Origin of the sequence: Mycobacterium sp. SMC-17 (genome assembly GCF_045310915.1) — a bacterium.
Lineage (GTDB): Bacteria > Actinomycetota > Actinomycetes > Mycobacteriales > Mycobacteriaceae > Mycobacterium.
Map to the genome: position 1 here is coordinate 38,737 of NZ_JBJIAK010000044.1, position 11,889 is coordinate 50,625.

13 protein-coding genes are annotated in these 11,889 nt (G+C 67.0%); 5 read left to right on the forward strand and 8 right to left on the reverse strand.

Annotation, left to right across the window (positions count from 1 at the left end; all coding sequences use genetic code 11):
- Window positions 1-28 precede the first annotated feature (28 nt).
- Window positions 29-1,570, reverse strand: coding sequence for an IMP dehydrogenase (gene guaB / locus ACJH7A_RS23270; protein WP_406802773.1), 1,542 nt, complete (start codon window positions 1,568-1,570; stop codon window positions 29-31).
- Window positions 1,571-1,713: 143 nt separating this feature from the next.
- Between guaB and ACJH7A_RS23275 the strand changes: the two genes are divergently transcribed.
- Complete coding sequence (locus ACJH7A_RS23275; protein WP_020102483.1) at window positions 1,714-2,118, forward strand: DUF5319 domain-containing protein; 405 nt, start codon at window positions 1,714-1,716, stop codon at window positions 2,116-2,118.
- A 114-nt stretch (window positions 2,119-2,232) separates the two neighbouring features.
- Here ACJH7A_RS23275 and ACJH7A_RS23280 read toward each other — a convergent pair whose 3' ends face one another.
- The 3 genes from ACJH7A_RS23280 to ACJH7A_RS23290 all read right to left on the reverse strand — a co-directional run bounded on the left by ACJH7A_RS23280 (window position 2,233) and on the right by ACJH7A_RS23290 (window position 4,982).
- Complete coding sequence (locus tag ACJH7A_RS23280; RefSeq protein WP_406802774.1) at window positions 2,233-3,498, reverse strand: anti-sigma-D factor RsdA; 1,266 nt, start codon at window positions 3,496-3,498, stop codon at window positions 2,233-2,235.
- Window positions 3,491-4,069: a sigma-70 family RNA polymerase sigma factor gene (locus tag ACJH7A_RS23285; protein ID WP_138250355.1), complete on the reverse strand. Its 579-nt coding sequence runs from the start codon at window positions 4,067-4,069 to the stop codon at window positions 3,491-3,493. The genes ACJH7A_RS23280 and ACJH7A_RS23285 overlap by 8 nt, the downstream gene beginning before the upstream one ends.
- 88 nt (window positions 4,070-4,157) lie before the next feature.
- A complete protein-coding gene (locus ACJH7A_RS23290; protein WP_406802775.1) occupies window positions 4,158-4,982 on the reverse strand; it encodes a hypothetical protein in 825 nt (274 codons plus the stop codon).
- A 413-nt stretch (window positions 4,983-5,395) separates the two neighbouring features.
- On the opposite strand from ACJH7A_RS23290, the gene ACJH7A_RS23295 reads away from it, so the two are divergent.
- On the forward strand, window positions 5,396-5,686 hold the full coding sequence (locus tag ACJH7A_RS23295; protein ID WP_029105464.1) for a WhiB family transcriptional regulator: 291 nt from the start codon (window positions 5,396-5,398) through the stop codon (window positions 5,684-5,686).
- Between the two features lie 83 nt (window positions 5,687-5,769).
- On the opposite strand, the gene ACJH7A_RS23300 is transcribed toward ACJH7A_RS23295, so the two are convergent.
- Window positions 5,770-7,266, reverse strand: a complete 1,497-nt coding sequence (locus tag ACJH7A_RS23300; RefSeq protein WP_346414584.1) for a potassium/proton antiporter — start codon at window positions 7,264-7,266, stop codon at window positions 5,770-5,772.
- Window positions 7,267-7,360: 94 nt separating this feature from the next.
- On the opposite strand from ACJH7A_RS23300, the gene ACJH7A_RS23305 reads away from it, so the two are divergent.
- Window positions 7,361-8,020, forward strand: coding sequence for a TrkA family potassium uptake protein (locus ACJH7A_RS23305; RefSeq protein ID WP_212814653.1), 660 nt, complete (start codon window positions 7,361-7,363; stop codon window positions 8,018-8,020).
- On the opposite strand, the gene ACJH7A_RS23310 is transcribed toward ACJH7A_RS23305, so the two are convergent.
- Together ACJH7A_RS23310 and ACJH7A_RS23315 are read right to left on the reverse strand one after the other, a co-directional pair.
- Window positions 8,017-8,700 (reverse strand): hypothetical protein, encoded by a 684-nt coding sequence (locus tag ACJH7A_RS23310; RefSeq protein WP_406802776.1) that lies wholly within the window; start codon window positions 8,698-8,700, stop codon window positions 8,017-8,019. The genes ACJH7A_RS23305 and ACJH7A_RS23310 overlap by 4 nt on opposite strands.
- A complete protein-coding gene (locus ACJH7A_RS23315) occupies window positions 8,693-9,166 on the reverse strand; it encodes a nuclear transport factor 2 family protein (RefSeq protein WP_406802777.1) in 474 nt (157 codons plus the stop codon). Before ACJH7A_RS23315 ends, ACJH7A_RS23310 begins: the two co-directional genes overlap by 8 nt.
- A gap of 92 nt (window positions 9,167-9,258) precedes the next feature.
- Between ACJH7A_RS23315 and ACJH7A_RS23320 the strand changes: the two genes are divergently transcribed.
- The gene (locus ACJH7A_RS23320) at window positions 9,259-9,876 is read left to right on the forward strand and encodes a TetR family transcriptional regulator (protein WP_318986493.1); all 618 of its coding nucleotides are present in this window, start codon (window positions 9,259-9,261) and stop codon (window positions 9,874-9,876) included.
- Between the two features lie 10 nt (window positions 9,877-9,886).
- On the forward strand, window positions 9,887-10,330 hold the full coding sequence (locus ACJH7A_RS23325) for an OsmC family protein (RefSeq protein ID WP_406802778.1): 444 nt from the start codon (window positions 9,887-9,889) through the stop codon (window positions 10,328-10,330).
- A gap of 6 nt (window positions 10,331-10,336) precedes the next feature.
- Here ACJH7A_RS23325 and ACJH7A_RS23330 read toward each other — a convergent pair whose 3' ends face one another.
- Window positions 10,337-11,722, reverse strand: a complete 1,386-nt coding sequence (locus ACJH7A_RS23330) for a LuxR C-terminal-related transcriptional regulator (protein WP_406802779.1) — start codon at window positions 11,720-11,722, stop codon at window positions 10,337-10,339.
- Window positions 11,723-11,889: the final 167 nt, after the last annotated feature.

Genomic DNA, 11,889 nt, shown 5'->3' on the forward strand with positions numbered 1-11,889 from the left:
GTCTCCCTGTGATAGGTGCGCCTGTCAGTTAGCGCGAGGAATAGTTCGGTGCTTCGACGGTCATCGTGATGTCGTGCGGGTGGCTTTCCTTCAAGCCCGCCGCCGTGATCTGCACGAACTGCGCCTGCTGCAGTTGCTCGATGGTGGCCGAACCGGTGTAGCCCATGGCAGCCCGCAGACCGCCGGTGAGCTGGTGAATGACCGTGGACAGCGGACCGCGGAACGGCACCCGCCCCTCGATGCCCTCGGGCACCAGCTTGTCCTCGGACAGCACGTCGTCCTGGAAGTAGCGGTCCTTGGAGTAGGACTTGCCCTGACCACGGCCCTGCATGGCGCCCAGCGAGCCCATCCCGCGGTAGCTCTTGAACTGCTTGCCGTTGACGAAGATCAGGTCGCCCGGCGATTCGGCGGTGCCGGCCAGCAGCGAACCGAGCATCGCGGTCGAGGCACCGGCGGCCAGCGCCTTGGCGATATCGCCCGAGTACTGCAGACCGCCGTCGGCGATGACCGGCACGCCGTACGGACGGCAGGCGGCCGTCGCCTCGAGGATCGCGGTGATCTGCGGGGCGCCGACGCCGGCGATCACGCGGGTGGTGCAGATCGAGCCGGGTCCGACACCCACCTTGACGGCGTCGGCGCCGGCCTCGCACAGCGCGGCGGCGGCCGACCGGGTGGCGACGTTTCCGCCCACGACCTCGATCTTCTCGCCGACCGCCTTCTTGAGGCGGGCGACCATGTCCAACACGCCGCGGTTGTGCGCGTGCGCGGTGTCGACGATCAGCACGTCGACACCGGCGTCGGCCAGCGTCATGGCGCGGGTCCAGGCGTCGTCACCGACGCCGACGGCGGCACCGACCAGCAGACGGCCGTCGCTGTCCTTGGTGGCCAGCGGGAACTGCTCGGTCTTGACGAAGTCCTTGACGGTGATCAGCCCGGTGAGCTTGCCGTGGCCGTCGACGATGGGCAGCTTCTCGATCTTGTGCCGGCGCAGCAGGCCCAGGGCGGCCTCGGCCGAGACGCCCTCCTGGGCAGTGATCAGCGGAGCCTTGGTCATGACCTCGGCGACGGCCTTGTCCTGGTCGACCTCGAAGCGCATGTCGCGGTTCGTGATGATGCCGACGAGCTGCCCCGACGTGTCCACGACCGGCAGGCCGGAGATCCGGAACCGGGCGCACATGGCGTCGACCTCGGCCAGGGTGTTGCTCGGCGAGCAGGTGACGGGATCGGTGACCATGCCGGCCTCGGACCGTTTGACGGTCTCGACCTGCGCGGCCTGCTCGCTCAGCGGCAGATTGCGGTGCAGCACGCCCATACCGCCGGCGCGGGCCATCGCGATGGCCATCCGCGACTCGGTGACGGTGTCCATGGCCGAGCTGACCAGCGGCACCCGCAGCCGGATGTTGCGCGTCAACTGGGAGGACGTATCGGCAGTCGCCGGGATGATGTCGGACGCCGCGGGCAGCAGAAGGACGTCGTCGAAGGTCAGCCCGAGCATCGCGACCTTGGTCGGATCGTCACCGCCGGTCGGCACCGGAACGGAGATGGGAACGCTGCTTTCAGCGATCGACATGGGTGGGGCCTCCAGGGCAGACACAGTCGTGGAACTAAAAAGCCATCCTATCGGCCCAGACTGCGTGCAACGAACTCCACTCGGTGGCGGCTCGCCGGGGTAACGGCTGGCGCATGGTCGGGGGTGATAAGTAGGGTGGACCTGTGCGTGACCACCTGCCGCCGGGCTTGCCACCCGACCCGTTCGCCGACGATCCCATGGACCCGTCGGCCGTTCTGGATGCGCTGGAGCCCGGACAACCCCTGGACCCGCAGGAACGCATGGCCGTCGAGGCCGATCTCGCCGATCTGGCAGTGTACGAAACACTGTTGGCGCACAAGGGCATTCGCGGCCTCGTCGTCTGTTGCGACGAGTGTCAGCAGGACCATTACCACGACTGGGACATGCTGCGGGCGAACCTGCTGCAGCTGCTGGTCGACGGCACCGTCCGTCCCCACGAGCCGGCCTACGATCCCGAGCCCGATGCCTACGTGACGTGGGACTACTGCCGCGGTTATGCGGATGCGTCGCTCAACGAGGCAACCTCCGAGCACGACGGCTACCGCTGATTTTTTCTGTTGACGTGCTGGATGTCACGTCTGGCTGCGTTGATGTTCCGCTGAGGGCGAAAAAAGCCGAGTAGGCAGCACCCCCATTAGAGGGTCAACAGCCGCCGCATGACGTCAGTGCTGCCCGTGGCCCGATCCGGATCCCGATCCCGATCCCGACCCTGACGGGGCCTGCGTCGTCGTCACGACTGACCGCTCGCGCGTCGGCTCCGGCTGCACTTCCCTGGTTGAGGGCGCCACGGTGGGCTGTACTGCCGGGACTGTCGGTGCAGGTGTGGTCACCGAGGGCACTGTGACAGTCGGGGCGACGGTGGTGACCGTCTGCGCGGGCGCCGGGTTCTGCGTCGGCGATGCCACAGTCGACGGTGCGACCGTGGCCGACTGCGTGGCCGTCGCCGTGGGCTGATTGGTGACGACGGGCTCGCTCGAGGGCACCGTGACAGGCGACGTCCCCGTCGCCGTCGCGCTCGACGGCACCGAGGTGGCCGTCGAAACCGAAGACGAGGTGACGGTCGAGCTGCTCGGCGACGGAGAACTGGTCGTCTCGGTCGGCGACGTCGCACTCGAGGAGGCCGACGTGCTCGTCGGCTCCGAGGGCGAGGTCGACGCACTGGTCGACGTCGCGGACGCGTCGGTCGAGGTGGCCGACGTGGACGACGATGTGGTCGTCGACGTGCTGGACGACGAGGTCGACGACGACGTCGTCTCCACGACCGGCACCGGCAACAGGGTCAGCGGCGACGACGGCAGGACCGGCATCGGCTCGCCCGGCGGCGGCAGCGTCGCGGCGGGGTCCTGCTCAACCACCTTGTAGGTCAAGGCATTCCACTGCTGGATCAGCTGCTGCTTGTGCTCCGGGGCGTCGACGCTCTGCACGGTCGGGCTCAGCGCCTGGAGCTTCTCCTGCGCCTGCTGCCACTGGCCGTTGTCGATCAGCTGCTGCACTTGCTGCATCTCGGTCTGCGCGGCCAGCATCACCTGGTCGTCGCGGCTGGCCTTGTCGCTGCCGAACATCGCCGTGTGCAAGCCGTACAGCGACGAGTTGGGCCCAGCGGCGTAGATCGCGGTGCCGAAGCCACCGAGGCACAGCAGCGCGGCCGCGACCGAGCCGACGATGGTCAGCGATGTCCGAGATTCCTTGCGGTGCAACCCGTTCTGCAGGGCGGCGACCGCATCGCGGGCCGTGACGGGCGTCGTCACCGCGGGTTCGCGGATGCTGTCGCGCCAGTCCGCGAGCAGGAACGCCAGCTCGGCTTCCGTGGAATCCGTCGAGTAGGCGTGTTGGTCTGCGGCGAGCGCGTCGAAGAAGCGGTCGACGCGTCGAATCTCGTTGAGCGAGGGGTCGCCGCCGCCCGGCGACCATTGTCCGGAGTCAGGCATGGCCGCGCTCCGTCGAACCGATCTCGGTCTTCAACCGCGCCAACGCACGGTGCTGCGCGACGCGGACCGCGCCGGCGGTGCTGCCGACGGCCTCCGCGGTCTCCTCGGCACTCATGCCGACGACGACGCGCAGGATCAGGATTTCGCGCTGCTTCTCGGGCAACACGGACAGCAAGCGGTTCATCCGGGCCGCCGAGTCGGCGTCGATGGCCAACTGTTCCGGGCCCAGCTCGGTCGAGGGGCGGTCCGGCAGATCGTCGGTGGCTTCAGCGCGGTTGCGGCCGGCGGCACGATGCGCGTCAGCAACCTTGTGAGCGGCAATGCCGTACACGAAAGCCAGGAACGGCCGTCCCTGGTCCTTGTACCGCGGCAGCGCCGTGATCACAGCTAAACACACCTCCTGAGCCACATCGTCTGCGGAAACACCCTGTCGCTCGCCGACCCCGAAGCGCGCACGGCAGTACCGAACGACGATCGGGCGGATGGTTTCCAGCACCTTGCGGAGCGCGTCGCGATTGCCGGCAACTGCATCAGCAACGACAGCATCGAGACCATCTCCCGAAAATGTCATCGTGGGCGCAATCTCCAGCGTTACGGACGAGGCAGTGCCGTGGTTGGTATGTCAGGACAACAGTAATGACTGGCGTGAGCTACCAGATTCATCCCGCCCATCGGCCGCCGCGTGCGCGCACCGTGGCGGCCGCCGTGTCACGGAGCTCTGCCATCGCTTCCGGGCTGTGCCCGGCGCTCCCGATATCGCTCAACAAACAACCCAATGCCCAGGTCAGCGGCACCAACCCGAACTGCTGCGTGCGTTCCAGCGCGGCGTCGGCGAGACGCCGGGACTCGTCGAACCGGCCGGCGCTGCACAGCGCCGCCGAATACACGACGTCGGTTTTCACGGCGTGGCGCGGCGAACCGAGGTCAGCGACGAGCTCCCGCGCGCGTTCGGCATGAGCGACGGAGTCCTCGCCACGACCGCTGACCATGGCCAACTCCGCACTGACCCAGGCCAGCCGAACCCGCTGACGCGGTACCCCACTGTTGTCGGTGTCGACCGCGGCCCGCTCGAGCAGCCGCTGCGCCACCGCGAAGCGGCCGATCCCGAGAGCATCGGCGGCCAGACCGACGAGGGCGTCAGCCCGCGCCTCGGCGGCATCGCGCCGATGGGCGACCAAGGCCCACGCCCGCCCGTCGGCAACCCGGGCGAGGCGATGCCAACCGAGCTGCCGGAGAAACGACGCGCGGGTGCTGTGCGCCAGCGACAGCAACGGACCGCGACCACGCCGCGCCACGGTGTCGAGATCGGCGGTGGCGACGGCATATCGCCCCTGACCGCCTGCGGCCACGGCGCGCAGCCACAGTTCGCCGGCCGAGTGCGCCGCGGGCAGCGGCCAACACGGCAGGTCGTTGCCAAAAGCGGCGTCGTACAGACGGACGGCTGGCGGGTCGACAGTGCCCGTCCTGGTACCGGTTGCGGTCATCGAGTCAGCACGGTATCAATGCCGCTCCTTCGCGTGACCGCCTTCTCTCGCCGTGCGAGTTCGAGAGCTTTGGTTAATAATTAATGCTGGCCGTGTTAACAACATGTCAACGACTTCCAATTCCGCCACATATCGACAAACGTGGCGAACTGTCGCGAACTGCCGAAACAGGTACCTTGCGACAATATCGCCACCACTCGTTTCGTTTCCAAGGCATCGCGCAGATGAACGTGATGTAAATTCTTGACCTGCGCTTATGGGGTTTCGCACAGAGCGTGGCTATTGACGGAATTTGCCGAATCCTTCTACTTTGTGTGCACGAGTTGTCATCGGCGACAAGTTCTCGGGTCATTTGCAGATCAACGCGTATCCACAGCTTTCCAAAATGGATGCGCGGGGAGGAGTCGTTCCCAATGCCACAGCCTCAGCAGCTTCCCGGACCCAACGCCGATATGTGGGATTGGCAGATGCACGGCGTTTGCCGTGGCGTCGACTCAGCGGTGTTCTTTCATCCCGATGGCGAGCGCGGCCGGGCTCGGGCCCAGCGCGAAATGCGCGCCAAGGAAATGTGCCGGGCCTGCCCGGTGATCACTCAATGCCGGTCGCACGCCTTGGCCGTCGGCGAACCGTATGGCATCTGGGGCGGGCTCAGCGAAGGCGAGCGCGAACTGTTGCTGAAGCGGGGCATTCGCCGCGCGTCGTAGTCCATCTCCACCGAAAACCGCATCCCAGCAGGCGTTCCCGAACGTTCGCTGGCATGCGGTTTTCGGCGCAGTAGTCGCAGCCGTCAGTCCGGCTCACCGTATTCATCGAACCAATAGGCAAGTTTCCCGCGGCGGCTCACCGCGCGCAGTCTGCGCTCGGTGGCCTCACGGGTGGTGCTGGTACTGACGATCAGCAGCTCGTCACCAGCTTCCAAGCGCGTGTCCGGCTGCGGCACAAAGGTATTGCCCTTGCGGATGATCAGAGTGATCACGCTCGGGTCGGGCAGCCGCAGTTCCAGCACCGTCACGTTGTGCAGCCGCGACTGCGGCAGCACTGTCAGCGTCAACAGCTCCGCGTCGAGCACGTCCAGCGGCGCCGCTTCCACCTGAATCTCCCGGGTGACATCGCGACGGATCAGTCCGAGCCGGTGCGCGATCGGCTTCAGACTCGGCCCCTGCACGAGCGTGAACACCACCACCAGCACGAACACGATATTCAGCAGCCGCTGGCTGTCCGGCACTCCGGTGACGATCGGGTAGGTGGCCAGCACGATCGGCACAGCGCCGCGCAGTCCGGCCCACGACAGGAAGGCCTGCTCCCGCCAGGGCACCCGGAAGCCGATCAGCGACAACACCACCGACAACGGCCGGGCCAACAGCAGCAGCACCAGGCCGATGACGACGGCCGGCACCAGGTCGTCACCGAGCTGGCTGGGCGTGACCAACAGGCCGAGCAGGACGAACAGCCCGATCTGGGCCAGCCAACCCAGACCCTCGGCGAACGACCGGGTGGCCGCGCGGTGCGGCAGCCCGGAATTCGCGAGCACCAGACCGGTCAGGTAGGCCGCGAGGAATCCGCTGGCGTGCGTGACCCCACAGGCCGCGAAGGCCACCGTGCCCAGCCCGAACGTGGCGAGCGGATACAGCCCCGACGCCGGCAGCGCGATCCGGCGCAGCGTGACGGCACCGAGGTACCCGCACAGCAGGCCGATCGCCGCCCCGACCGCCAGCTCGTAGACCAGGTCGACCATCCCGTGACCCGGATGGAAGGCCAGCGGCACCACGCTGAACATCAGGACGAGGATGACGGCGGGGGCGTCGTTCAGACCGGACTCGGCTTCCAGCAGACCCGCCAGCCGTCTGGGCAACGGCAGCACCCGCAGCACGGAGAACACCGCGGCGGCGTCTGTCGACGAGACGATGGCGCCCAGCAGTAGCGCCAGCTGCCAGTCCATGCCCAACAGCAGATGCGCGCCTGCCGCAGTGACGGCCGTGCTGACGGCCACGCCGAGGGTGGCCATCACCGCCGCCGGCGCCAAACTCTTGCGGACGTCGCTGAACTTGGTGGTCAGACCACCCTCGATGAGGATGATCGCCAGCGCCGCGGTCCCCAGGTCCCGGACCAGGGCGACGTCGTCGAACCGCAGCCCGATGCCGTCTTCGCCGACCAGCACACCGAGGCCGAGGAACAGCAGCAGACTGGGCAGGCCGACGCGGGTCGCGAGCCGCGTGGCGACGATGCTCGCCAACAACACCAGCGCCCCGACGAGCAGCACCCGGTTCAGCTGCTCGAGCGTCATCAATCCCCCATTCCGGTGTGCGGCCGAAGCAAATGTATCTGGGAACTCGCTGCGGGACGCGGTAGGCGACAATGGCTGCGTGAGCACCCGGGGCATGCGCGTGGCGATCGCCGGCGCCGGCGCGGTCGGCCGGTCGGTCGCACAGGAACTCGTCGCCAACGGGCACAAGGTCCTCTTGATCGAGCGCGACATTCGCAAGTACGAGCCGCGCACAGTCCCCGAGGCCGACTGGCTGTGGGCCGACGCCTGCGAGGTGGCCGCGCTCGAGGAATGCGGCATCGAGATGTGCGACGTCGTGATCGCCGCGACCGGTGACGACAAGGCGAACCTCGCCATGGCACTGTTGGCGAAAACCGAATTCAGTGTGCCGCGGGTCGTCGCGCGCGTGAACAACGTCGCCAACGAGTGGTTGTTCACCGACGACTGGGGTGTCGACGTCGCGGTGTCCACGCCGCACGCGATGGCCGCCGGCGTCGAGGGCGCCATCGACGTCGGTCACCTGGTGCGGCTGATGGGACTACGTCAGGGGCACGCGAACCTGACGAAGTTCACGCTGCCACCGGACAGCCCGCTGATCGGGCGAACCATCGGGGACATGACCCTGCCGCCGAACACCCTGTTGGTGACGGTGCAGCGCGGCAGCAGGATCATCGTGCCCAAGTCCGGGGACCACTTCGAGGACGGCGACGAATTGCTCTTCGTCGCAGACGAATCCGTCGACGGCGACATCCACGACCTCATCCACGGTGCCTAGAGCGCGTAGCAGTACCTGCTCGTCGGCACCGAGTCGAGGTTGGTGTGGGCGCCGAAGCGCATCACGCTCTCGACCATGAGCGTCATCCGCCGTTGCAGTTCCGCATCGTCTCCCCCGCTGCCATAGAACGCGTGCACGTCCGTCATGGCCGCCATGTGGAACAGTTCCTCGACGACGGCGTCGACCCGTTCGGTGCCGTGCACCGTCCGCAGGACGCGGTTCTGCACGTAACCGAACGTGTCCTGGGTGTCGATCGCGACGCTCGTGTGCTGCCCCTGCCAGATCTGGAGCCAGTCGGCCGGGTCGAGGTCCGCCGGGATGCGCAGGAAACCGAGCTGCGCCAATGCCGTTGTCCGGACCCCGTTTTCCACGACGGGCGGCTCCAGCCGCACCGTCTCCTCGACCTCCCAGCCGGCGCTGCGCTGCGAGATCGCGGCCAGCAGATCGGAGATGGGGTCCGGGTCGACACCGGCGTCGGCCCACACACTGACGACCGCCGGGACCGGGTTGTCGAAGGTGGTGATGCGCAGCATCGCGGCCTCGACGTCGACATCGTCGACGTTGATCTGCAACCGGTTCACGCCCGCCGCCTGCAACAGCACGTGCAATTGCGTCGAATGCAGGGCGGTGTCCAGACCCGAGCCCCACAGGGCGTAGATGAGCTTCACGCCGTCAGCCATGCTTGGCGGCCATCGGCTCGGCCTGCATGACACCGCCGGCCTGCAGCCACTCACCGACGGCACGCGGCGCGTCCCGGACCGGGTTGTAGACGTCCTCCTCCGAGGAGAACAGGTTGTCGCCGGCGTAGACGAGGCGGGTGATGTTGGGAAAACCGAACACCTTGCCCGGCTCGGTCGGGTGGTCGAGGGCGTTGATGATCTTGGTGACGATCGCGCCGTTCTCCTCATCGATCGCGACCCAGGTGTGCGGGAATCGCATGTGCGGAAACGGCTTCATGACGCCGACGATCCATTCGCGCACCGCTTCGCGGCCGTGCATCTCACCGTAGGCGTGCTCGATGTAGTGGACGTCCTCGGTGAACAGATCGGCGAACGGCGCCCAGTCCCCCGTGCTCGAACAGACCTCGACGACCTTGGTGTAGTGATCGAGCGCGGCCATCAGCTCGTCGCGGGTGAAGCGTGGCATGTCCAGACCTCCAAGATAACTAGAATCAATTTCAGTTTCGGGACTCTACCGAACAACTAGAATTCGCTCCAGACCCAAAAAGGAGCTGCACCTTGGCAAGAATCGCCGAACCCCGCCCGGCCGCCGAGCCCAGCTCCGCCGTGCAGCAGCAGCGGCGCGACGCGATCCTCAAGGCCACCGCAGCCCTCGCCGCGCGGAAGCCCGCCGACCAGGTTCAGATGAACGAAGTCGCCCGCGCGGCCGGGGTCGCCCTCGGCACGCTGTACCGCTACTTCCCATCCAAGACCCACTTGTTCGTCGGCCTCATGGCCGACCGGGTGGACCGGATGCAGGAGGGTATCGACCGCCGGAAGGCCCCGGCCGGCACAGCGGCCGACCGCGTGTTCGACGTGCTGTCGCGCGCCACCCGTCCGATGCTGCGCCAACCGCATCTGACCGCAGCCATGCTCAATTCACTGAACACCGCCGATGCGACGGCCGTGGCCGAGGTGGGGCATATCGACCGCCAGGTCCGCAGCATGCTGCTGACCATCTGCGGTGTGGACGACCCAGGGCCGCAAGATATTTCACTGATGCGGCTGGTCCAGCACACGTGGCACGGCATCCTGCAGTCCAGCATGAACGGGCGAATCTCCGCCGACGAGACCGAAGACGAAATTCAGCTGGCCTGCCGGTTGATCCTGGCCCCGTTGTCCGAGGCCCCCCGTTAGCCTTGTCGGCATGACCACACCATCGCCCGAAGGCACCGTCACCGTCGTCGAGAGCGGCTCGGGGACCTACACGCAGGAGATCATCGCCGGCGGGCACCGGTTGATCGCCGACGAGCCACGCCCGTTCGGCGACGATGCGGGACCGTCCCCCTATGACCTCCTGCTGTCGGCCCTGGGCGCGTGTACCTCCATGACCATCCGCATGTACGCCGCCAAGAAGGGGCTGCCCCTCGAACAGGTGCGGGTGTCGTTGCGGCACTCGCGGATTCACGCAAAAGACTGCGCCGAGTGCGAGACGCAACAGGGCATGGTCGACCACATCGATCGTGACATCGAGTTGATCGGCGACCTCGACGACGATCAACGGGAGAAGCTACTGGCCATCGCCGAACGCTGTCCCGTGCACCGGACGCTGACCTCGTCGGTGCACGTGTCGACTTCGTTGAAGGTCTGACCCAGCTCAGGTGTGCCGCGCGGCTTCCTTCGCCAACTGAACCCGCGACTCGAGCCCCAACTTCGCGTACACGTGCGTGAGGTGAGTCTGCACCGTCCGGGGCGACATAAACAGCCGAGCCGCAATATCTTTGTTGGACAAGCCGTCACTGACGTGACGCACGACATCACGCTCGGTCGGAGTGAGTGATTCCCACCCACTCGCTGGCCGCCTGCGGGTGCCGCGACCACGCTGGGCGAACGCAATGGCCTCATCGGCTGATAACGTCGCCCCCTCGTGCCACGCCGACTGAAAGTCGGCGTCGCCGAGCATGTCCCGCGCCGCCGCCTGCGCATCGGAAACCTCGTGGTCGTAGATCTGATAGCGCACAATGCCATTGCGCTGACGCAGCGCGTCTGCCGCACCGAGCAGGCGGGCCGCAAATTGATGTTCGCCGGCGCAGACCGCCAGCTGAGCCAGCCGCTCGACGATGTCCGGCAGCCGGATGAATCCCCGTGTCTGCGCGGCGATCGCCAGGGCTTCGTGGGCGTCGCGCTCGGCCTGTGCCAACTCCCCCTGGGCGATGGCGACGCGCGAACGCGCATGCAGGGCAACCATTTTGTGCCAGCCCGACACCACAGCGACAGTATCGTCAGCCCAGCGTCGGGCGGCGGCGAGTTCACCACATGCCAGCAACGCATCAGCCATCGGATTGAGGCTGCGAATGAAGAGCTCGCGCTGTGGCACGGTGCGCTGCCAACACGTCTCACACGCTGCTCTCGCGGCGGGACCGTCGCCACCTGCCAGTGCAGTGAAGGCGATGACCGTGTAGATGGCATCCTCGGCCCAACCACCCATGGCCGCCGAGGTTTTGAGCGCGACGTCGTTGCACTCCCGCGCCTCGGCGAGGCTGCCTCGAAAAGCGTGAACGTGAGCCAAGCCGATATTGGCGAGACAAACCCTGAAGCGCTCGTCCGGGGCTGATCCCGTCGTCAGCGGGCGATACATTCGCTCAGCCTCGTCGAGCTCACCTAGCGTGAACAAGGTGATGCCGAGCCAGCACCGGATGTTCCATGACATGAACCGGTCTCCCAGCTCACCGGCGAGGCCGAGGCCTTCTTCCGCCGCAGCGCGGCTCCCTGGATCGCCGCCGAATGGGCCTGCAAGCGCCTGAGTGAGCCGGACCTCGCAGAGGATCCGTCGATCGCCGCATTCTTGGGCCAGACGGGCTGCCTCCTCCAGGTACGTTCGGCAGGTCTCCGTCGCCACCACGGTGAGATTGCCGCACGCATTCAGCACGGCGGCAGTAAGTGACGGATCTCCGAGCTGCCGCGCGACCGACAAAGCCGCATCGATCCGCTCCAGACCGACCGGGGCCACTCCCCACAACGCCAGCACCGCGTGGTCAGCCACCGCACGTGCCCAGGTGTGAGGAGCCACGTCGCCTGGCTCGTCGGTCAGCGCTGCGTCGAACCACGCCAGTCCTTCCTGGAATCGCGCCTGTGGCTAAGTCCCCTGGGGTGGTGGGAATTCGGGGACGGGGCTGAGGTGGGCGGAGATGTTCAGGCCGTGTCGGTGCC

Excerpts from the sequence above, each read along its gene's own strand:
- ACJH7A_RS23285 (WP_138250355.1), bottom strand. The coding sequence starts at position 4,069 with ATGACATTTTCGGGAGATGGTCTCGATGCTGTCGTTGCTGATGCAGTT.
- ACJH7A_RS23300 (WP_346414584.1), bottom strand. The coding sequence starts at position 7,266 with ATGACGCTCGAGCAGCTGAACCGGGTGCTGCTCGTCGGGGCGCTGGTG.
- ACJH7A_RS23325 (WP_406802778.1), top strand. The coding sequence starts at position 9,887 with ATGACCACACCATCGCCCGAAGGCACCGTCACCGTCGTCGAGAGCGGC.
- guaB (WP_406802773.1), bottom strand. The coding sequence starts at position 1,570 with ATGTCGATCGCTGAAAGCAGCGTTCCCATCTCCGTTCCGGTGCCGACC.
- ACJH7A_RS23305 (WP_212814653.1), top strand. The coding sequence starts at position 7,361 with ATGCGCGTGGCGATCGCCGGCGCCGGCGCGGTCGGCCGGTCGGTCGCA.
- ACJH7A_RS23315 (WP_406802777.1), bottom strand. The coding sequence starts at position 9,166 with ATGCCACGCTTCACCCGCGACGAGCTGATGGCCGCGCTCGATCACTAC.
- ACJH7A_RS23280 (WP_406802774.1), bottom strand. The coding sequence starts at position 3,498 with ATGCCTGACTCCGGACAATGGTCGCCGGGCGGCGGCGACCCCTCGCTC.
- ACJH7A_RS23295 (WP_029105464.1), top strand. The coding sequence starts at position 5,396 with ATGCCACAGCCTCAGCAGCTTCCCGGACCCAACGCCGATATGTGGGAT.
- ACJH7A_RS23290 (WP_406802775.1), bottom strand. The coding sequence starts at position 4,982 with ATGACCGCAACCGGTACCAGGACGGGCACTGTCGACCCGCCAGCCGTC.
- ACJH7A_RS23310 (WP_406802776.1), bottom strand. The coding sequence starts at position 8,700 with ATGGCTGACGGCGTGAAGCTCATCTACGCCCTGTGGGGCTCGGGTCTG.